The sequence below is a fragment of the Nesterenkonia salmonea genome, assembly GCF_005771525.1.
In the GTDB taxonomy this organism is placed as follows: domain Bacteria; phylum Actinomycetota; class Actinomycetes; order Actinomycetales; family Micrococcaceae; genus Nesterenkonia; species Nesterenkonia salmonea.
The window spans coordinates 1-19,007 of the sequence record NZ_VAVZ01000034.1; the positions used below are offsets into that span (position 1 = coordinate 1).

At 61.2% G+C, this 19,007-nt stretch carries 21 protein-coding genes and 1 tRNA gene; 7 read left to right on the forward strand and 15 right to left on the reverse strand.

Annotated elements, in window-relative coordinates; all coding sequences use genetic code 11:
• On the forward strand, positions 1-216 hold a 216-nt coding region (locus tag FEF26_RS15950), incomplete at its 5' end, for a hypothetical protein (protein WP_208012914.1).
• A gap of 809 nt (positions 217-1,025) precedes the next feature.
• On the opposite strand, the gene FEF26_RS11725 is transcribed toward FEF26_RS15950, so the two are convergent.
• From FEF26_RS11725 to FEF26_RS11755, 7 genes are all read right to left on the reverse strand, one after another.
• On the reverse strand, positions 1,026-1,304 hold the full coding sequence (locus FEF26_RS11725; protein ID WP_138253729.1) for a metal-sensitive transcriptional regulator: 279 nt from the start codon (positions 1,302-1,304) through the stop codon (positions 1,026-1,028).
• A 45-nt stretch (positions 1,305-1,349) separates the two neighbouring features.
• A complete protein-coding gene (locus FEF26_RS11730) occupies positions 1,350-2,243 on the reverse strand; it encodes a sulfite exporter TauE/SafE family protein (RefSeq protein WP_138253730.1) in 894 nt (297 codons plus the stop codon).
• On the reverse strand, positions 2,243-2,839 hold the full coding sequence (locus tag FEF26_RS11735) for a rhodanese-like domain-containing protein (RefSeq protein ID WP_243730557.1): 597 nt from the start codon (positions 2,837-2,839) through the stop codon (positions 2,243-2,245). The genes FEF26_RS11730 and FEF26_RS11735 overlap by 1 nt, the downstream gene beginning before the upstream one ends.
• Positions 2,840-2,972: 133 nt before the next feature.
• Positions 2,973-4,364, reverse strand: a complete 1,392-nt coding sequence (locus FEF26_RS11740; RefSeq protein WP_138253732.1) for an MBL fold metallo-hydrolase — start codon at positions 4,362-4,364, stop codon at positions 2,973-2,975.
• A 156-nt stretch (positions 4,365-4,520) separates the two neighbouring features.
• The gene (locus FEF26_RS11745) at positions 4,521-5,516 is read right to left on the reverse strand and encodes a M56 family metallopeptidase (RefSeq protein WP_138253733.1); all 996 of its coding nucleotides are present in this window, start codon (positions 5,514-5,516) and stop codon (positions 4,521-4,523) included.
• The gene (locus FEF26_RS11750; RefSeq protein WP_138253734.1) at positions 5,513-5,902 is read right to left on the reverse strand and encodes a BlaI/MecI/CopY family transcriptional regulator; all 390 of its coding nucleotides are present in this window, start codon (positions 5,900-5,902) and stop codon (positions 5,513-5,515) included. The genes FEF26_RS11745 and FEF26_RS11750 overlap by 4 nt, the downstream gene beginning before the upstream one ends.
• The gene (locus tag FEF26_RS11755) at positions 5,899-6,471 is read right to left on the reverse strand and encodes a hypothetical protein (RefSeq protein WP_138253735.1); all 573 of its coding nucleotides are present in this window, start codon (positions 6,469-6,471) and stop codon (positions 5,899-5,901) included. The genes FEF26_RS11750 and FEF26_RS11755 overlap by 4 nt, the downstream gene beginning before the upstream one ends.
• A gap of 101 nt (positions 6,472-6,572) precedes the next feature.
• On the opposite strand from FEF26_RS11755, the gene FEF26_RS11760 reads away from it, so the two are divergent.
• The 3 genes from FEF26_RS11760 to FEF26_RS11770 are packed head-to-tail and all read left to right on the forward strand — an operon-like array spanning position 6,573 to position 9,483.
• Positions 6,573-7,373 carry a DsbA family protein gene (locus FEF26_RS11760; protein WP_138253736.1) on the forward strand — a complete coding sequence of 267 codons (801 nt, stop codon included), beginning with the start codon at positions 6,573-6,575 and terminating at the stop codon, positions 7,371-7,373.
• On the forward strand, positions 7,373-8,248 hold the full coding sequence (locus tag FEF26_RS11765) for a cytochrome c biogenesis CcdA family protein (RefSeq protein WP_138253737.1): 876 nt from the start codon (positions 7,373-7,375) through the stop codon (positions 8,246-8,248). Before FEF26_RS11760 ends, FEF26_RS11765 begins: the two co-directional genes overlap by 1 nt.
• On the forward strand, positions 8,245-9,483 hold the full coding sequence (locus FEF26_RS11770) for a PQQ-binding-like beta-propeller repeat protein (protein WP_138253738.1): 1,239 nt from the start codon (positions 8,245-8,247) through the stop codon (positions 9,481-9,483). Before FEF26_RS11765 ends, FEF26_RS11770 begins: the two co-directional genes overlap by 4 nt.
• Positions 9,484-9,559: 76 nt before the next feature.
• Here FEF26_RS11770 and FEF26_RS11775 read toward each other — a convergent pair.
• Positions 9,560-9,633: transfer RNA gene (locus FEF26_RS11775), tRNA-Gly, on the reverse strand.
• 82 nt (positions 9,634-9,715) lie between these two features.
• On the opposite strand from FEF26_RS11775, the gene FEF26_RS11780 reads away from it, so the two are divergent.
• Positions 9,716-10,336 (forward strand): GNAT family N-acetyltransferase, encoded by a 621-nt coding sequence (locus FEF26_RS11780; protein WP_138253739.1) that lies wholly within the window; start codon positions 9,716-9,718, stop codon positions 10,334-10,336.
• 65 nt (positions 10,337-10,401) lie between these two features.
• On the opposite strand, the gene FEF26_RS11785 is transcribed toward FEF26_RS11780, so the two are convergent.
• From FEF26_RS11785 to FEF26_RS11800, 4 genes are all read right to left on the reverse strand, one after another.
• Positions 10,402-11,214 (reverse strand): alpha/beta fold hydrolase, encoded by an 813-nt coding sequence (locus FEF26_RS11785; RefSeq protein ID WP_138253740.1) that lies wholly within the window; start codon positions 11,212-11,214, stop codon positions 10,402-10,404.
• A gap of 118 nt (positions 11,215-11,332) precedes the next feature.
• Positions 11,333-12,097 (reverse strand): AAA family ATPase, encoded by a 765-nt coding sequence (locus FEF26_RS11790; protein WP_243730558.1) that lies wholly within the window; start codon positions 12,095-12,097, stop codon positions 11,333-11,335.
• 37 nt (positions 12,098-12,134) lie between these two features.
• Positions 12,135-12,485 carry a DUF2200 domain-containing protein gene (locus FEF26_RS11795; protein WP_138253742.1) on the reverse strand — a complete coding sequence of 117 codons (351 nt, stop codon included), beginning with the start codon at positions 12,483-12,485 and terminating at the stop codon, positions 12,135-12,137.
• A 23-nt stretch (positions 12,486-12,508) separates the two neighbouring features.
• Complete coding sequence (locus tag FEF26_RS11800; protein ID WP_138253765.1) at positions 12,509-13,528, reverse strand: bile acid:sodium symporter family protein; 1,020 nt, start codon at positions 13,526-13,528, stop codon at positions 12,509-12,511.
• Positions 13,529-13,670: 142 nt separating this feature from the next.
• Here FEF26_RS11800 and FEF26_RS11805 point away from each other — a divergent pair, with 142 nt between their 5' ends.
• Entirely contained in the window at positions 13,671-15,017 is a 1,347-nt protein-coding gene (locus FEF26_RS11805) for an HNH endonuclease signature motif containing protein (RefSeq protein ID WP_138253743.1), read from the forward strand.
• Here the strand turns inward: FEF26_RS11805 and FEF26_RS11810 are convergent.
• Positions 15,009-15,482 (reverse strand): hypothetical protein, encoded by a 474-nt coding sequence (locus tag FEF26_RS11810; protein WP_138253744.1) that lies wholly within the window; start codon positions 15,480-15,482, stop codon positions 15,009-15,011. The genes FEF26_RS11805 and FEF26_RS11810 overlap by 9 nt on opposite strands.
• An 80-nt stretch (positions 15,483-15,562) precedes the next feature.
• Entirely contained in the window at positions 15,563-16,492 is a 930-nt protein-coding gene (locus FEF26_RS11815) for a DMT family transporter (protein ID WP_208012915.1), read from the reverse strand.
• Between the two features lie 164 nt (positions 16,493-16,656).
• On the opposite strand from FEF26_RS11815, the gene FEF26_RS11820 reads away from it, so the two are divergent.
• Positions 16,657-17,214, forward strand: coding sequence for a type 1 glutamine amidotransferase domain-containing protein (locus tag FEF26_RS11820; protein WP_138253745.1), 558 nt, complete (start codon positions 16,657-16,659; stop codon positions 17,212-17,214).
• Between the two features lie 101 nt (positions 17,215-17,315).
• On the opposite strand, the gene FEF26_RS11825 is transcribed toward FEF26_RS11820, so the two are convergent.
• A complete protein-coding gene (locus FEF26_RS11825) occupies positions 17,316-18,938 on the reverse strand; it encodes an alpha-amylase family glycosyl hydrolase (RefSeq protein ID WP_166433017.1) in 1,623 nt (540 codons plus the stop codon).
• Positions 18,939-19,007 lie beyond the last annotated feature (69 nt).

The window sequence follows — 19,007 nt, forward strand, 5'->3', positions numbered from 1 at the left end:
CCCTGGCTGACCAACGAAAGCCTCGAAGAACAACAGGGCCAGCTACACCACTACACGGGACTTGACCTGACCATAGAGAATCCTGCGACAGCCACCCATAGCAGAGCTGAGCTCCGTCGCGCGAGTATGAGCACTGCAGCCACCAGCTGGGTGCCGCCGACTATCGCGATGAGAATGATGCCAGGCCAGAGAAACGAGTCAAAGGGACTGTTGTAGAGCATCGACGCTGACATCCCCAGACCTCCAGTCAGGATAATCGCAACACCCCCCGAAACAGCCGTGACTGCGTTAAAGACTGTGACGCCGACGGTAATCCGCCGAGCAAGTCTTATCAGCCAGGTGGTTGTCATCGAGACCTCGTATCACTCAGAATAAAGGGACTTTGCGAAACCAGCACATCTGGCCTGAGTCATTATTCAACGCGCTTCAGGCGTTCTCAGGAAGGGCCAAAAGTCCTCTAGCGCTTCCGAACTCCCTCATCCCACTGAGTCTTTAGCCGAACATTTCCGTTGTCGTTGTGACACATGTCAGCGATTCCTGTGGCGTAACCGCTCTCGCTGGGAATCCAAAGATTGGCCTATTCGTCTCATTGGTTTGACATGCGGGACCTCTGGCCCCAGGGGTGAGTGCCGGGTCAGCGGAGAATGCGAGAACGACACTAGCGCTGCTGATCTCGTTCAGAGGCGAGGAATGGTGCTCTTGGACGTATGGTCTGCATTGGCAGTGATCCCGCTCATCGTCCTGCAGATTGTCCTGCACGTTGTGTGGCCGCCACCCAGTTCAGTAGCAGGCCTTGACTTCCTGCGCTTTAGCACGGGGCTACAAGTAGGCTCACTGCGGCACGCTCCACGGTGAAGCCCACGGGATCGTATGCCGGACAATTCTTCGATGTCCTTAGTATTCGCTCGACTGCCATCGAACCATCGGCTTGGGACGCCGCCGATAACCGCGGTGAACGACCGCAAGTGGCAGCATGGAACAGATTGGCCAACCTCGTGTTGCTCCGAAGCGCCCAAAGGCACTGATCAGGCGAGGGAGAGAAAGAGCTTCTCCAGCTCTTCCACGGTCAACCCATCTTCGGTCTCTGCAGCGCGCTCTGGATCGGCGACACAGAACTGCATGGCTGAGGACACCACAATGAATCCTGCTCGGTCCAGGGCGGTTGAGACTGCCGCCAATTGGGTCACTACATCCCGACAGCTTCCACCAGTTTCCACGGCGGTGATGACGGAGTCCAATTGTCCGCGGGCCCGCTTGAGGCGGTTGACTATGCGGCGTTGAGTCTCCAGGTCTGCTTGTCTCATCTTGAGCTCCTCAGGTCTTCTGCGTGCGGGGGACTTCACATGTCTTCAATGATGCTCCACCGGCGTCCGCCGGGCGTCCTCCACTGATCTCTTGCGCGCCTCCGCAGACCTGCTCCGGCGCCGCAGGACTAAAAGGATCACTAGCAGGATGACCACCATTGCGGCGGCGGCCAAGCCGAACGCGATCGGCAGCTCCTGGAGGAACACGACGACGCCCATGGCGAGAACGAGGTAGCCGAATGCTTTTTTCAGGGCCTTCTCAGGCACGTACTTCACCAGCGCCGAACCGATCAGGGCACCGACTACGGTGACGCTGGTGATCATGAGCACTGGACCCCAATCGATGCTCACAGTTGTTAGATATCCGGCCAGACCGGTGAAGGATTTCAAGGAGATGATGAGCAGGGACGTTGCGACTGCTGCTGGCATTGAGAGCCCGCCGAGGAGAACCAGTGCGGGCACAATCAGAAATCCACCGCCGGCACCGACCATTCCGGTCACCACGCCGACGACCAGGCCTTCCAGGATGATCTTGATCAGTGGAAGTTTCTTCCGGCTCTTACCGGACTGTTTAGCTTTGCGGTCGAGAATCATGGCCAACGCGGTGGCGACCATCATGACTCCGAAGGCCACCATGAGCACCACACCGGGAAGTTGGCTGCCCAACAGTCCACCGCCGAAGGCCCCGACCATAGCGGCTGCGCCGAAGATGAATCCCGTGCGCCACTGCACGTTGCCGCGCCATGCGTGGGCGACAATACTGACCGCAGCGGTGACCCCGATGATGAACATGGAGGCAGCGATTGCTTCCTTCGGCGGCATGCCCGCCACGTAGGTCAGAAGGGGAACCGCGAGGATGGTGCCCCCGCCACCGAGCAGACCTAAGGAGAGTCCGATCCCGACGGCGAGCACCATCGCGAGAATCAGGGCAGTGGACATCACCGCGACGCCTTCACGTTAGGTACTCCCACCTGCAGTGACTGCGGGATCTCCGCCAGGAACTTCTCGACCGTCGGATCAGCCTCGACCTTATTCCACGGCATTTTGTTGAGTGCCGCCGCCATGGCGCAGGAGTCGGTCAGTGCCGAGAACGTCAGTCCCGCGCCGATCGCCCCGGCGAGGTAGCCCACCTTTGAGGAGATCAGCTTCCCTCCGAGGAAGCCTGTCAACACAAGTGATCCGGCTACCATACGCACCTGACGGTCCATCGCCCATCGTTGCTTTCCCCTGCTGGTGTGCTGGCGGTGCTGCGCTTCCATAGCGACCACGCCGCCCTCCAGCACACGAGCAGTGTTTACGCCCGCAGCGTTCAGGTGCTGAAGTGCCTGGTTGGCGCGGTTGCCGGTCTGACAGATGAGAACAACCTCGTCGGCAAACTGCTCTGCAAGCGTGTCCCGATGGCGCTGAAGCAGATCCAGGGGCACGTTGTGAGACTCAGGGACGCGCAGCGACTCGTACTCGGCCGGGGTGCGGACATCAACCAGCAGCGGTGCCTGCTGTGAACGCAGCTTCTCGGCCAATTCCGTGGGGCTCATAGGGGCAGTGTGTACAGCAGTTGTGGTGGTGCTCATGGGCGAATTTCCCTTTCAACAACAAGAAGTAGGCGACGCGCGCGTCGACACAGTGAGTTATTAGCAGATCTTCAGTGGTGGCGGTGCCGACAGCTGGTCAGTGTGATTGCTTCCACTCGGCCCAGCCTGCGTAGCTTCCAACGAGCTCCCGGACATCGTGGCCTTCTCGCCTCAGGGCGCTTGCGGCCACTGAGTTCCGCACTCCGGACTGGCAATAGGTCACGATTGGGCCGGCGGTTGGCAGCTGATCCTGGTGCCAGAGAACACGGCCAGCGCTGATCTGCTCAGAGCCTGGAATGTGACCCTTTGAGTGTTCGGACTTGTTCCGGACATCCAGCAGCAGGGCCGGTTCAAAGTTTTCCAGCTCAGCGGGCGTGATGGTGGCCGGCTGTGTCTTCAACAGCCCTTCAATGCTGGTGATGTAGCCCTTGACCCGATCAATGCCGACCCTCATGAGATGCTCACGCAGGGACTCTGCCTGTTCCTGGTTTTCAGCAAGCAGGATCAGCGGCCGCGTCTCCCGCTCGGGATCGTAGGCCCATGCGCCGAAGCTTGCAGTTTTGCCTCCGGCGGGAATGTTCAGGGCGCCGACCGGGGTGCCGTGCTTAACCTTGTCCTGGGACCGGGTATCGACGAATACCGCCCGCTCCTCCTCCAAGGCACTGCGGACCTGGTCCACAGTCATCTCCACCAGGGGCCCCTGTGGACCCAGGACGACGGGACCGTCCTTGTTCTCCCGCTTCATGCGTCCGAAATATGCGTGCGCGTCGGGTTGGCCGTCGAGAAGTTCGTCGATGAAGCCCTGCTCGTCGTCGTTGCTCACGTACTGCGACCACCAAGCGTTGGCACGTTCGTAGCCGACCGTGGTGGAGGGCAGTGCACCGAGTGCTTTTCCGCAGGCGCTGCCTGCACCGTGGCCGGGGTACACCATGACGTGGTCCGGAAGAGTGACAAACTCGTTCCGGAGGCTGCTGAACAGCTGCTTGGCCCCCTCGAAGCGGGTGTCCTGTCCGCCTGCAGCCTCATCCAGGAGGTCTGGGCGCCCTAGGTCACCTGCGAAGACAAAGTCTCCGGAGATCATGTATCCGGGGTCCTGGCTGAAGGCGCCGTCAGTGACAAGGAATACAAGGTGCTCAGGGGTGTGGCCAGGAGTGTGGCGAGCCTCAATACGGATGTTTCCAATCGAGATCACATCTCCATGATTGAGCCGTTTGGCGTCAAAACCGTACTGCCAATCCTCGCCGCCCTCACCTGAAACATAAGCATCGGCGCCCGTGGCAGCGGCAAGCTCTCGCGTACCGGAGAGGTAGTCAGCGTGGATATGGGTCTCCGCCACAGCGGTGATGCGCATACCGTGGCGCTCCGCCAGGTCAAAGTAGTCGCTCAGATCGCGACGGGCGTCAATCACCACCGCTTCACCCTTGGACTGGCAGCCGATGAAGTAGCTGGCCTGGGCTAGATCCTCGTCGTAAATGCGCTCGAGAAGCATGAGATCGTTCCCTCTCCGTAGACAAACTGGATACCCCGTGGGGTATTGATGTGAGTCTGCCAGATACCCCATGGGGTATGCAAATTAATCGGTCTCTCAAGGGATGTCCAGCTGAGGAAAGCCTGACCCGGCGCTGGGCGTAGCGCTGGAGCGCGCCTAGATCACGCAGCCGGAGAGGACTGCAGCTAATGCTGCGCCGTGGGCCGTAATACTCGTCACAACGAGGACCGCCATGAGCGCGACGATCGCCGCCGCGCCGAGGGCGCCCTGTCGCGGATCGAGGGGGGAAACCAGCTGCCGCACCCGTTCCGGGCCTGCAGCCAGCAGAATCCGCCGTGGGCCCCCGCGTTGGGCTGCAATTCTCTGCTCGTTGCTGGCCTGACCCATGATCAGCAGTGCCGAGGCCAAGGGTCGCGTGCCGACTCGGCGCTGCGCGGCATTGTCCGCCGAGATCTCCAAATAGTGCGGAATCGAGTCGGCAATCGCTGCGGCAAAGGGAACCCAGCGCAGAGGGCCGGTGATGCTGCCGATGAAATCCAGAATGAGGTGGTGCCGCTCGCGCAGGTGCGCCGCCTCATGCTCGAGAACCGCGCGCAGCTCGTAGGCGCTCAGTTTCTCAAGTAGCCCCGTGGATACGATAATCCCGCAGCGGCCTCGCCCCAGCGCGAAGGCAGCAGGCTGCGGATCAGCAACCACTGTGACCTGATATCCGGCCACGCTCTCGGTGCGCCCCACCGGCAGCAGGGACTGACAGGTCTCCCGAAGACGCGCATGGCGAGTCCGTACAGAGCGCAGACCCATCGCCGCCACCACCAGCACTGCCAGCACCGGCGCCAGCAGAAAGACGACGGATGGCACTGTGGTCTCGACAGCAAGGCCGGAGGAGAATGGGTTGGAAGCCTCCAAGCAGCGCTGACACACGTCGGCTATCGGCGAAGGAAGAGGACTGGGGCCGGTGATGGACCAGGCAAGGAACAGTCCTGCAGCCACCAAAGAGGCCATCCACAGCAACAGGCCACCGCTCAGAGAGACCACAGCGACGCGCGGAAATCGCATCAACATCGGTGTTGCTGCTCGGATCAGGGGGCGACCTACAGTGGCCACCGCCAGAACAATGCCCACCATCAGAAAAGCCAGCAGAAGAGAATTCACGGGGTGCCTCGTGATGTGTCGTCATCGAGGTAGGCCCGCAGAAGGTCCCGTTCCTCATCCGGCATGGTGTCCACGAAGTGCAAAATTGACGCTCTTCGATCACGACTGACACCTAAGGCCTGTCGCATCAGCGCCGCCGTATGCTGCTCGCGGGTGCAGCGTGGTTTGTAGCGGACTGACCTCCCGTCGCGCTGTGCTTCAACGAGGCCTTTGCGTTCGAGGTTTCCCATTACCGTGGCGATGGTCGTGTAGGCGGGCCTGCTGGAGAGCTGATCCATCACTTCGCGCACGGTGTGCGAGGAGTGATCCCACAGGAGGTCCATCACCCGCTGTTCCAAAGGGCCAAGCCGTTCACCGGTGACTGGGGGCTGGGGATCGGCATTCATGCTGTGACGGTCACCTTCTGAACGGGCACCGCACACGCCACCTGACCTTTGAGCCGCCAGATCAGAGCCACCGCGGTCAGCACCATGGCACCCAAGGCGAGGAACGGCTGAATGGGAGCAAAATAAGTGATGGCTCCAGAGTATCCGAAGGCTACCAGTGCGATTTTGTTGCACACCGGGCAGCCCACGGCAAACCACGCCATCACGCCGCCGACCATCCCGAATCGACTGCTGCGCCGATCCTCCGCCGCAGACGCTCCGGATGATTGAGCCTCAGCAGCAACTTCATCCGGCGCTGCCAGCTTGGACGCCCGAACATAGGTGCCCAGGAGCATGCCGCTGAGCACCGATGTCAGAAGCCATACTGGATAGTTCCACCACACCGGAGCGATGTCACGGGCGAACCATGGGTTGGGAATCAGCACCGTCGCCACACCAATAGCCAATCCGATAACCACAGCAGCTACTACAGCCACTAACACTTGACGAGTGGTCCACGAGCGCAGGGCCTGAGCAGCCAACGCAGCAGATGCCCGCCAGGAGGCAAATCGAGTTGAGAGAGAAACCATGCGTCCACTATGCCTGACTTTTACTAACTTGCATAGTTACTATGTCGCATAGTTACTATGAACGGTAGTCAAATACTCTCTCCTCGAAAGGTACGCCCGTCATGCCTGACACCACCCCCACTCGGCAGAAACCACCCCTGCGGGTATCCGCCGTTCTTCCGACCGTCGTCATCATCGTCGCCGCCGCGCTGACAGCGTTCGTCGTGTGGCAGGCCATTGGCGAGGACTCGGCCCAGCAAACGACGGATACAGCTGAGCAGCCACAAGGTGCGGGTGCCGCCGATGGTGGCGACTCGGAAACGGACGGGCCGGTAACCGTCCCTGAAGGTGGCGCAGAACCGGAACAGCCAGACATGAGTGACATAGAGCGTCGTGACCCTGAGGACTTGCTGGCTGTCGGCCCCGCGGATGCGCCGGTCGCGATCGTAATGTTCACAGACTTTCAATGTCCCTTCTGTGCCACCTGGCATGAAGAGACTCTGCCCACCATGATGGACTACGTCGAAGCGGGTGAGCTCAGAATTGAGTGGCGCGACGTCAACGTCTTCGGTGAGGCCTCAGAGCGCGCCGCTCGCGCCTCCTACGCCGCAGCGCTGCAGGACGAATTCCTGAGCTATCACGAGCTGCTCTTCCCGGACGGCGAGACGCTCTCCGAATCTGAACTCAGCCAAGAGGGCCTCACAGCACTCGCGCAGCAGGTGGACCTGGATATCGCTCAGTTTGAAGAGGACATGAATTCAGCAGAGGTCGCAGACCAGATCAATGCGAACGCAGAAGAGGGACTCGCTATAGGAGCCTACTCAACACCTGCGTTCATCGTTGCCGGAGAACCGATTGTCGGAGCCCAACCCACTGATGTTTTCGTCACGGCTGTCGATGACGCCCTAGCAGAGAACGACTGATGGAGATAAGTCTGGTCACCGCCTTCCTGGGCGGTATGCTCGCACTGCTCAGCCCGTGTAGTGCTCTACTGCTGCCCGCGTTCTTCGCCTCCACCATCGGGACTCGGCTGCAGCTCCTGACTCATGGTGCGACCTTCTACCTCGGGCTCATCATCACGCTAGTGCCACTCGGGCTGGGCTTGGGTGCGGTAGGCACACTCTTCGTCGAGCACCGGGAAGCTCTCATCATCATTACCTCGCTGGTCCTCATAGTCCTGGGGGTCATTCAGATGGTGGGGTTGGGCTTCGACTTTTCGAAAGCCCTTCCCGGGAATCAGCGCCTGCAACAGACTGCCCATGAACGAAAAGGGCTTCTCCGCACTTTTCTCTTAGGTGCAGCCAGCGGCGTAGCGGGCTTCTGTGCCGGGCCAATCTTGGGGGCGATCCTGACCCTCGCGATCGCGCAGGGCAGCGTCACGCAGGCAGGGCTCATGCTCGCCGTCTACGGTGCAGGCATGGTGGTGCCGCTGGTGATTTTGGCTGCGCTCTGGGAGCGCATTGGATCCCGGTCGATGAGACTGCTCAGAGGGCGCGGCTTCTCACTCTTCGGTCGCCGACTGCACACCACCTCAGTCGTCGCCGGAGCACTGATCACCGGTGTCGGGGTGCTTTTCTGGACCACCAACGGCCTTGTGACAGCGCCTTCGCTAGTGCCCAGTGAAACCCAAGGATGGCTGCAGACGATTAGCTCCTCAGTCTCTGGGCCCGTGGCCGATATCCTGATGATCCTCGTGGTCACCGCGATCATCCTCCTCGTCTGGTCTGCCAGTCGCCGTTCCGGCCGACGCCGCGCGCAGCACGAGACCTCAGACATCCCAAAGGACACGCAGCAATGACTTCACCAGCTCTGTCGCGCCTGCCCACCAGTGGGATGGGGCTCCTTGGCGTCCTTGGACTCATCCTGGTCGCCTGCTCCTCAGATCCGGGCGAGGAGCCCACCACCGGTGAGGACAGAACCCAGCAGGAGGCTGACATTGACCCCGAACCGGTCAGCGTCCAGTCTCTCGCCTCCGAAGCCAGCCTGGACGACGTCCACCTTCCGACGCATCTGACAGATCGCGTCACAGTCGATCCGCAGTGGGACACTCCGCCGCAGATTCACGACGACGTTTTCCTCGCTCCCGGCGAGGAGGACGGCAAACTCGTATTCACAGCGGTGCACGCTGACGGAACCACACTGTGGACCGCAGAACGTCCACTCAGCTGCTCCGGGTTTGCTGTGACCACAGCCGATGATCGGCCACTGGCGGTGCTGACAAACCTCACAGACGACGACGCGACGCAAGACTCGCTCGGCACAACAACGGCCAGCGCCTACGACCTGCGCACCGGCGAAGAAGTGTGGGGACCTGTCGACGTCCCTGGACCTCATCAGGGTCCGGGCCTGGTGTTCACTGAAAAACCTGATGAGCCTATGGGTGAGTCAGGCCAGCGGGTCGCTCTGGACTCTTCCACCGGCGAGCGCAGCGAGCACGACGCCCACCTCGTCGGAGAGTTCTTCGGAACCATTGTGGTCACTGATGGGGGTGAGCTCCTCGCGTCCACCGGGGATGGAGCGAATGAGCTGTGGCGAACGCCCGTACCTCAAACCTTCGCAGAGACCGAGACCTCAGAGCTGGTGAGCCCACCCACCAACCGACTGCCCCCTGGGAATGCGCTGATCGGCTCACCGGACGAAGGGTACGGGCTCTGGGACCTCGCACAGGGCGAGCTGCTGGCCGAAGAGTTGGACGACGCACTGTTCGACCTCATGGCGGAGATCTGGGTCGGTGTTCGGGAGGACGAACTCATGGGCTTGGACTCCGGTGGTGAGGAGATGTGGTCAGAGGTTCTCGGCCCGGACGCCCGCCTGCTGGGGGCGGGCGGTGTGATGGCCTATGTCCTCACCGATGAAGGGGACCTGAGCATATTGAACACGGTCACTGGCAGCATCGCGCTAGTCTACGATCCCCTAGGAGAGGGCGCCACAGCTATACCAGTCGGCTTCACAGACAGAGGTGCCACAGTGGTGGATACCGGCACGGAACTCCTGCTGGTCACCGAAGCCCCTCGCGCTGAGAACTCACCCTGAACGTCAGAGAGGCTCTGATCTGGGGTTTCATCGACCATTTGTGGCCATGCCGGTGCAAGTCCGGCACGTTAAGAAATGGAGCGGCTGACGGGAATCGAACCCGCGTCGTCTGCTTGGGAAGCAGAAGCTTTGCCATTAAGCTACAGCCGCTAGACCGCCGCCATGCGTGCGAGTGATCCCACCGTGGCGGCGTGCTGATCAGTCTACATCGCCACGAATAGACTCTGTGCACATGACCAGTACAACACCTGCTTCCGAGATCACGTTTGTCCCGCTTCGCCCTCAAGATGACGACGACGCCGCCGCACTGACCGATTTCCTCACAGCTCAGAGTTATCCCTTCCACGTCAGGAATCAGGTGAACGCTGAGCAGGTCCGCAGAGCCATCGCTGAAGGGAATTATGGGCGCAACCCCGAGCACTACACCTCCGAGGAAGCGGCGGACACCGATCACAGGGCCTGGTGGATTCTGGCAGACCAGGCTGGGGGCACGAGGGCCCTGTTGGGCGTCGTCGTTCTTGAGGATCTGACGGACCAGGCGCCACTGTTTGACCTTCGACTGGCGGATGAGCACCGGGGGCAGGGATGGGGGACGACGGTCCTACGCGCTCTGACGCGCCTGGTGTTCGATACCTACCCTGAGGTGGAGCGTTTCGAAGGCCAAACTCGCGAGGACAACATTGCGATGCGCAAGGTGTTTCTGCGGTCAGGGTTCATCAAAGAGGCGCACTACCGGCGCGGATGGCCGGTAGAGGGAGATGAGCCCGTGGCCTCAGTGGCATACGCGATTCTGCGTCAGGATTGGGAGTCTGGAACGACGACGACCTTCGAGTGGGAAGACCTCAAGGCCTGAATCCCCTCGGTGAGCACCAGGCAGTGGGCGCTGACTAGCAGGAAACCCACTGCCTGGTGGGCGGATTACCGCGCCAGGAAAGGGATCAGGGCTGCGTTGAACTCGGTGACATGGCTGACATTGAGACCGTGGGGTGCACCGTTGATGAGGGCGAGTTCGGCGTCTGCGAGCGCCTCGTGCGTCCGTTGGCCGGACCCTTCGAAGGGGACGGTGGCGTCACTGTCACCATGGATGACCAATGCTGGAACAGTCACCGCACCAAGGTCTGATCTGAAATCGGTGTGAGCCCATGCGTCCATGCAGGCCAGTGCTGCGGTCTGGTCAGACTGGTGGGCCATCTGCACGGCCTCTTGGCGCTGCTCTTCGCTGACCACGAGGTCCTCCCCCACGGAGAAGAATCCGGTGGTGAAGTCCTCGAAGAAGCTGTCACGGTCCTTCTCCAGTGAGCCGCGGAGGCCTTGGAACGTCTCATCATCCAGTGGTCCGTCGGGGTTGTTGCTGCTTTGCTGAAGGAAGGGCGGCACTGCTGCGGCGAAGACGACCGAGTGGACGCGATCCAGCCCGTGCCGGGATGCGTAACGGGCCACCTCCCCACCACCCATGGAGAACCCCACCAGGGTCACATCGTGCAGATCCAAAGAACGAATCACATGGTCGAGGTCGTCGGCCAGAGTGTCATAGTCGTAACCGTCCTGGGGTTTCTCGGACCGGCCGAACCCGCGACGGTCGTAGGTGATCACACGGTGCCCAGCGTCCTGCAGAGGCCTGACCTGCTCGGACCAGGATTCGGAGGCGAGGGGCCAACCGTGGATGAGGACCACCGGCCTGCCCGTACCGCCGGTGTCGTCAATGTGGAGTTTCACTGCTTCAGTGCTCATTGTTTCCTCTCACACAGGGTGAATCGCTCACGAGACGGGCATCTCCGCCCCGGGACCTTCACACTATTGGGGGTTCCCGAATGCCAGGTGAACGCTTGTTGAACGGGCAGGCAGACGCTCAGTCCAACAAGTGCCGAAAATAGCGTTCAGGCGCTTCGAGGAACCGACGGTGAGACTGCACAATGTCCAACTGATCCCAGGTGGTCTCTCTGATGCCCCAGTCACCGAGCTCCAAGATGGTGGCGCCCGGAAGGGCCGTGAGCAGTGGTGAATGTGTGGCGCATATGACCTGTGTGCCCCGGGACCGCATTCTGTCCAGGGCCGCCAGCCAACCCAGGGTCGACGTGAAGGACAGGGCTGCTTCTGGTTCGTCCAAGCACACCAGACCCTGGACGAACTGCTCATGATCCAGGTGTGACTCCAGCAGACTGTTGAACGACTCCCCGTGGCTCATGAGGTGCAGGTCCGGGCCTGGTCCGCGGATGCCCTGCCGCCAGGTGTAGTAGTTGTGCATCGTTTCCGACCGTAGGAAGAACCCGAACCGCGGAGCCCCCGGTCCACGAATGATGTTCAGCCACTCCCCCAGCGGTGACTCTGTGCTGCTGGTGCTGGCTCCTCCATTGCGCGTTCCGCCTTCGGCAGGCAGTCCGAACGCCTCAGCGATGCCTTCAACCAAGGTGGATTTCCCCGAACCGTTTTCCCCCACCAGGAAAGTCACTCCCGCTTGGAATTCGAATCCATCAGGCCATGGGTGGCTCTGCTCAAGGAAACTGGCGACGGCGGGCACCGTTGCTGGCCAGGCCGCGTGGTCAATATCCGCGTCACTGGACACGCGGATGCCGCGAATGGGTCGCTCATCGTCTAACCAACTCTTCTTCGGCACAGCTACAGGATAGGCCGCACCCAGGATACGCACCGGGTCAGCTGCGCAGAATCTTCTCCAGGGCTTTGCCCCTGGCCAGTTCATCGATCATCTTGTCGAGGTAGCGGATTTCCTGCATGGTTGGCTCTTCGATGTTCTCCACCCGGATTCCGCAAATGACACCGGTGATTTTTCGGCGCATCGGATTCAGCTCAGGAGCCTCGGCGAAGAACGTCTCAAAATCTTGCCCTGCCTCGAGCAGTGCCTCCAGCTGATCCTGCGTGTAGCCCGTCAGCCAGCGGATGATGTGGTCGACCTCTTCTTTCGTTCGGCCTTTGCGCGCTGCCTTGTTCACGTAGTGCGGATAGACCTGCGCCACACTCATCGTGTAGATCGGGTGCTTGGCCATGATCCGTTCCTCTCCCTGGTCGGTCAGGTGGCAACCGGGGTGGTGCTGGCGTCGTCGTCATCTGTTTGTGGTGTTGTGGGGCGGCGTGATCCCCAGAATGAGGCCAGCAGGCCACCGGAAATGTTGTGCCATACCGAGAATATCGCGCCCGGCAGGGCAGCTTCAGCGGAGAAGTGGGTGCCGGCCAGGCCCGCGGCGAGCCCGGAGTTCTGCATACCGACTTCCACCGAGACCGCGCGGCGGGTGGGGACGGGCGCTTTGGTGAGCATGGCGGCGCTGTACCCTATGGCGTAGCCCAGCAGGTTGTGCAGGATCACGCCGAAGAGCAGCAGCGCTCCGGCTGAGGCTAGGACGTCCTGTGATCCGGCCACGACCGCCAGCACCACGTAGGTGATGCCCAGCACAGAGATCCACGGCAGGGCCGGTTGGATGCCCTGAACAATCCGCGGCAACAGCAGGCGGAGCACCAGACCACCGATCACGGGGATCAGCACAATCTGGACTATGTCCCACGCCATGGCACCGGCGGGCACGGGCAGGTACTGACCCGCCAGCCACAGTGCCAGCAGCGGAGTCAGCAGCGGGGAGAGCAGGGTGGAGATTGAGGTCATGGTGACAGAGAGGGCGACGTCGCCCCGGGCCAGATATGTCACCACGTTGGAGCTGGTGCCGCCGGGCACTGAGCCGACCAGAATGAGGCCAGCTGCAAGAGCTGGAGGCAGTTGGAGGGCCCAGGCGATGCCGAAGGCCAGAAGCGGCATGAAGCCAAACTGGAAGGCCACACCGGCTAGCACCGGCAGCGGACGTTTGATGACGAGTAAGAAGTCCGGAATGGTCAGGGTCAGGCCCATGCCAAACATGATGATCATCAGGGCGTAGGTGATGCCGGCGCCCAGAGGCGCAAAGGTGCCGGGCGCCAGTAACGCCAGTCCGGCGCCGGCGATAATCAGCAGGGGGAAGACTGTGACAGCAAGTTTTGCGCTGCGCGGGGACTGATCGGCCGGGGTGGACGGCTGGGTCTGAGATGCGGGTCGGTGAGCCATAGAGCTCATGTTCTGATCCGTTTATGCGGCAAGAAAAGCTGGCTGGCGGCGGTCTTAGCATGTGGACCACTACGGATGGTCGCAATGATGTTTGGTCTTACCGGGTCGGGGGCATGTCGGTGCCTGCCGATAGCGTTGAGTCATGGAGGCAGAGACCATGATTCCGGCACCGATCCTGCCGGAACACTATGCGCATCTTGCCGGGGAGCCGGAGCTAGTCGAAGCCTGGGACCAAGAGGTCAGGCTCCGTCAGGCAGAGGCAGCCAAGCTGGGCATGCTGCTGGCGTACCGGTCACGGAAACTTCAGACGCACAGAGATCAGCATGCTTTCGCCAGGGCTGCGGTGGAAAAAGCTGTGGTGCGCGACGCCGCGATCATCCTCAGTGCCACTGAGTCATCCGCGCGTCGGCTTCTGACTTCGGCGGAGTTCCTGCAGAAGAAGCTGCCGCGGACCTGGGTTGCCTGCGGTGCCGGCAGTATGGATTTTGGCCGGGCCAGGAGAGTCGCCCAGGCCGCTGAGGATATCGCCCACCGTGATGACCTGTTGCCGATCCTCGATGAGGAAGTGATCCAGAAAGCACCAGCCATGAACCTTGCTGAGGTCGACCAATGGGTCAAACAGCGCATCCCGGAGTTAGACGCTGAGGCGTACAACTCGCGTTGCGAGAGGGCCCGCGCCAAGAGGTACGTGGCGTTCACCCACCATGATGATGGGATGACCAAGATTGATGCTCTGGTCCCCACCGTCTCAGTGGCATCGCTGGAGCGGGAGCTTTGGTCCAGTGCCAGGAAACAGACGGACGAGTCTGCTGAAGGTGACCGGACGTTTACTCAGCGTATGGCGGATGAATTTACTTCTCGGCTGCAACGCGGCACCACTGAGCAGCGTGAGGCAGAACGGGACCTGCAGCAGCCTGCGCCGGTCAACGCCAAGATCAGCATCCTGGTCACGGCCGACACTCTCGCAGGGCGAAGCAACGCCCCAGCGCTCAGCGAAGACAAGTCCTATGTTCTGCCCGCCTCAGATGTCCGGAGAATCGCGCGCGATCCCAGAGCCACACACGAATGGTTCGCCTCAGGGACAACCAGTGGTCCTGATGGTGAGGAACAGATCACCTCTGTGGTGCCGCTGGGTACGGGGTACCCGTCGAATGGATGGGATGAGGTTTCCGCATGGGAGCGCTCAGTAAATGCTCTCTCCAAGACCTCACAGGCCCGGTTCGTCACCGGACAGCTACGCGAAGCAATCCTCATTCGGGACAGAACCTGCCGGGCAGATGGGTGTACCCGACCAGCTTGGGCAGCCGATGTTGACCACAAGACTCCTCATGAACAAGGCGGAAAAACCGCGCCGGAGAACATCTGGGCACTCTGCCGGGCCCACCACATCATGAAGTCGCACGGACTACTGCCGTTCCCGGGGCACGACCCTCCTGAGGGTGACCTTCCGGGCCGAGTATTGGAACATGAATCAAACGAGTCAGGCTGATGGTCGGGTGTGCCGGCGCTTATTCTCGCTCGTGACCTGCCACCAGGCGGCTGCCCCTGCCGCGAGCGCCATGGCAACCCGCGGTGCGGGCACGTGCAGCTTGCGGACCAGGTTCTCCGCAGCACCATCGGACCAGAAAGAAAGCCGCCAGCTCGCGTACATCGCGGTCCCTGCACCAACCGCCACAGCCGCCCGAGCCACCGGGTTGATCTCCGGGAACTGGACCTCCTCGGGGTTCTGACCCTGCAAGGCGCTGAGTTTGCGCAGCACTGCGGTCGGGGCACCTGGGGTTGCGAGGACCGCGACGACGCCCACCGTGGGACCCCACACCATGACGTTCTTGAGCCAGGTCGGGTACTTCCGCGCTGGGACAAGTGTCAGCGTGCTGACAAGGGCGGCCTGACCCCACGGATCCTCTGAGAAGCGGTAGTCGGCACGATCCGGAGATTCGGATTTTTTCATCATGAATTCAGACTAGGGACGACGACGCCGCCACACATCACCCCTGAGGATGAAAGGGAGGGTCAGCGGCGCACTCACCCATATCAAGCAGGCGCGGGGGCCTTGTCAACGATCGGATCCGCTGAACTCTTCCGGCCACGCCAGCGCGGAGTGCGCCACTGGACAATCCCCACGCCGATCAGGCAAATGACGCCACCAATGATCGCCAGTCCTGGGGGCACCTCGGAGAGGAAGATCCAAGCCATCACCACCACAATGGCGGGAACGCTCAGTGTACTGGCCGCTACTCGCCCGGCGGGGAAATGCATCATGGCGTAACCCCAGAAGATGAAGGCAATAGCAGTGGGCCCTACCCCCATGTATACGGCACCAATGATGCTGCCGAGCGAGGCCTCACCCACCTCCCCGATGGTCTGCGGGATGAACGGCAGCAGAGCGACCACGCCCGCGCCGCAGGCAATCCAAGTGGCCGTCAGCGGGTCGGTGTGCCGAAGAGTCAGCTTTTGGATCATCATCCCAGCGGCGTAGAGCACCGCCGCGGTGAGGGCAATGAGCAGCCCAGCCAGTGAGAGTCTGCCAGTGGTTCCGGCGAAGGTGATCAGCCCGATACCCACCAATGAGACAGCCATACCTGCGAACAGCTGGCGCGGGAAACCCTCCCCAAAGAACAGTCCGCCACCCAGAGCTATCAGCAGCGGAGCCAAATTGACCAGCATCGCGATGGTTCCAGCGTCCAAGAAGTGACCAGCCCAGTTGAAGACCAAGGTATAGACGGCGAACCACACCACCCCGAAAGCCGCACCCAACAACAGGCCGCGGCGACCAGGCAGTCGGAGCTTGCCCCGGCGCAGCCAGAGCAGCAGAGCGGAGAGGGTGATGACCCCGGACAGCAGCCGCAGAACAGCCAAGGGGCCGGGAGAGAGATCCTCCGCAAACGCACGGATGACAACGAACGACGAGGCCCACATCGCAACAGTGGCGATAATCGCCCCTACGGCCAGCTTCTTTTCCACAATGGTGGAACCTCACAGTCACGCAGTATGTTCCCGATCACGTCAGTATTCGGCGTCAGAACCATCAAGCCAACACCAAGGTTCTGTGCCCGGGCAGTGGAGGGTCGAGTCCTACGTTAGTCGTACACGCACGCTGTAGTCGTTCATTCGAAGGAGCATCCATCATGTCTGACGTTTCCATTCCCGGCACCAAGATCGCCCTGCTGACCACCAAGGGTGTGGAACAGCCGGAGCTGACTGAGCCGATCGCCGCCATCAAGGACGCCAGCGGGACCCCTGTGATCGTCTCTCCGGAGGAGACACAGATTCAGGCGATGAAGGGCGACTGGGAGCATGCTGACTACTTCGATGTGGACGTGCACCTGCCCTCCGCAAACCCTGAAGACTATGCGGGCCTTATTCTGCCCGGCGGCACTCTCAACGCCGATACTCTGCGCATCGATGAGGACGCCCAGAAGTTCGTGAAGGCGTTCTTCGACGCCGGGAAACCAGTCGCCGCGATCTGCCACGGGCCGTGGATCCTGACTGAGATTGGGGCGGTCTCCGGCCGGACTGTGACCAGCTACCCGTCGCTAAAGACAGATCTCACCAACGCAGGGGCCACGTGGATCGACGACGCCGCTGTGGTCTCCGACGGTCTGGTCACCTCTCGTAACCCCAAGGACCTTGACGACTTCAACCGCGCATTTCTCACTCTTGTCGCCGAAGCTGTGGGGTCCTGAGAAGGCGGGCCAACTCGTAGATCGCTATCTGACTCATGAAGCAGATGGCCTATAACCCTCATTCACCGAGGTCTTGAGGTTTCACATCTGGTGAGATGGGCTCATCGCGTCGCGACCCACCTCACTCCGTAAGGTGGTAGTTCCACTTCTTCGATGACTGTGCCTGCGGTGATGAGATCAACCCCACCATCGAACAGTCCTTCCAGGGGAACTGTTGTGTGCTGATCCCGCACATTATGAAGACAAGCGACGGTGCCAGAAACCCCCTTTCGCATGATCTGAATCACGCCGGGTACTGGTTCGCTTCCTACACACGATGCTGCCGGGTCGAAAGCGTCGTGCTCACCCCGAGTCGTCACGAGCGCGCGCGTGGCTTCGAGCACCCGCCGGCGAATGCTCCTAGCGTCGCCGAGCTCAGCCTCCAATGCCTCTAGATCGAGAGTGGCGCGATTGATCGCTCGTGGGTAGCCCAGCTCTTCAGCGCCGGCGCGATCAGAACGTGAGCCGAGTAGCGAGTGGAGGTAGATCGCTGGAACCCCGGGGATCGCCATCATGAGAGACGTGGCGCATATGAAACGATCTATGTGTCGCGACACCGGTTCATTACTCGCCGGGTCCGAGAGCGCATCTATGAATGCGATGTTGAGTTCATAGGGCGCCGTCCCTCCATCGGACATTGACCGGTAGGACACGTAGCCCCCGTGCCGTTGAACCTGCGCCGCGAGCGCTGTGCGGTGTTCGTCGCTCAAGATATTTTCGGCACCTCGCATTCCGATGCCGTCGTGCGAGGCGAGGAAGTTCAAGAAAGTGCTGTTCGGGCCAACCGCTCTGAGCTCCCTGAGCCAGTCCAGAAACACCTCGGGCTCACCAGTGCGCAGCGTGTGGAGCACGAGCGGCGGCAGAGCGAAGTTGTACACCAGCTGTGCCTCGTCAACGCCGTCGCCGAAGAATGACACGTTCTGATCGTGCGGCACATTTGTCTCGGTGACGATGACCGTGCCCGGTGCCACTTCATCAAGCGCTGCACGGATCAGCTTGATCACGTTGTGAGTCTCTGGCAGGTTGCAGCTTGTTGTGCCGATTCTCTTCCACAGGTACGACACCGCGTCCAGCCTCAGCCATGACGCCCCGTGATGCACGTACCGGCACAGCACATCGAGTACAGCCAGCAGCACTTGCGGGTTGGCGTAGTTCAAGTCGACTTGGTCGTCACTGAACGTCGTCCATAGCCAGCGTGGCCCCTTGCTGCCCATAAAACGTGTCAGTAGAGGGCTGGTGCGTGGACGCACGACTTGCGAAAGGTCCGCCTCAGGATCGACGTCGATCGCGAAGTCGGCGAATCTTGCATCACCGTCAAGGAAACCTTGGATCCAAGGTGAGGATGCCGACACATGGTTGATGACCGCGTCAAACATGAGGCTGACGTCGTCAGCCAACCCTTCAATATCTTGCCATGAGCCCACATCATCACGAACCGCCAGGTAGTCCACAACGCCGAAACCGTCATCTGATGTGAACGGGTAGAACGGCAACAGGTGCAGGTTCGAAATGAACGGTGCGTAATCCGACATGAATCTCCGCAGAGTGACCAACGGGTACTCCCCCGGTGCGCGGATTTGGTCAGCGTAGGTGATGACTAGAGCGTCGGAACTCCGCAGTGTTCGCCGCCCCGATGATCGAGAGTCTTCTGCCGGAAGCCGGTACCTATCTATCACTTCCTTCACGCATTGCGAGACCTCCTCATGCTGTTCCGGGTATAGCTCCCGTAGCAGGCCGTGGATTTGGCTCTGAGG

Excerpts from the sequence above, each read along its gene's own strand:
- FEF26_RS11780 (WP_138253739.1), top strand. The coding sequence starts at position 9,716 with ATGACCAGTACAACACCTGCTTCCGAGATCACGTTTGTCCCGCTTCGC.
- FEF26_RS11800 (WP_138253765.1), bottom strand. The coding sequence starts at position 13,528 with ATGGCTCACCGACCCGCATCTCAGACCCAGCCGTCCACCCCGGCCGAT.
- FEF26_RS11795 (WP_138253742.1), bottom strand. The coding sequence starts at position 12,485 with ATGGCCAAGCACCCGATCTACACGATGAGTGTGGCGCAGGTCTATCCG.
- FEF26_RS11765 (WP_138253737.1), top strand. The coding sequence starts at position 7,373 with ATGGAGATAAGTCTGGTCACCGCCTTCCTGGGCGGTATGCTCGCACTG.
- FEF26_RS11730 (WP_138253730.1), bottom strand. The coding sequence starts at position 2,243 with ATGTCCACTGCCCTGATTCTCGCGATGGTGCTCGCCGTCGGGATCGGA.
- FEF26_RS11735 (WP_243730557.1), bottom strand. The coding sequence starts at position 2,839 with ATGAGCCCCACGGAATTGGCCGAGAAGCTGCGTTCACAGCAGGCACCG.
- FEF26_RS11770 (WP_138253738.1), top strand. The coding sequence starts at position 8,245 with ATGACTTCACCAGCTCTGTCGCGCCTGCCCACCAGTGGGATGGGGCTC.
- FEF26_RS11725 (WP_138253729.1), bottom strand. The coding sequence starts at position 1,304 with ATGAGACAAGCAGACCTGGAGACTCAACGCCGCATAGTCAACCGCCTC.
- FEF26_RS11785 (WP_138253740.1), bottom strand. The coding sequence starts at position 11,214 with ATGAGCACTGAAGCAGTGAAACTCCACATTGACGACACCGGCGGTACG.
- FEF26_RS11820 (WP_138253745.1), top strand. The coding sequence starts at position 16,657 with ATGTCTGACGTTTCCATTCCCGGCACCAAGATCGCCCTGCTGACCACC.
- FEF26_RS11750 (WP_138253734.1), bottom strand. The coding sequence starts at position 5,902 with ATGAATGCCGATCCCCAGCCCCCAGTCACCGGTGAACGGCTTGGCCCT.
- FEF26_RS11810 (WP_138253744.1), bottom strand. The coding sequence starts at position 15,482 with ATGATGAAAAAATCCGAATCTCCGGATCGTGCCGACTACCGCTTCTCA.
- FEF26_RS11760 (WP_138253736.1), top strand. The coding sequence starts at position 6,573 with ATGCCTGACACCACCCCCACTCGGCAGAAACCACCCCTGCGGGTATCC.
- FEF26_RS11740 (WP_138253732.1), bottom strand. The coding sequence starts at position 4,364 with ATGCTTCTCGAGCGCATTTACGACGAGGATCTAGCCCAGGCCAGCTAC.
- FEF26_RS11805 (WP_138253743.1), top strand. The coding sequence starts at position 13,671 with ATGGAGGCAGAGACCATGATTCCGGCACCGATCCTGCCGGAACACTAT.
- FEF26_RS11755 (WP_138253735.1), bottom strand. The coding sequence starts at position 6,471 with ATGGTTTCTCTCTCAACTCGATTTGCCTCCTGGCGGGCATCTGCTGCG.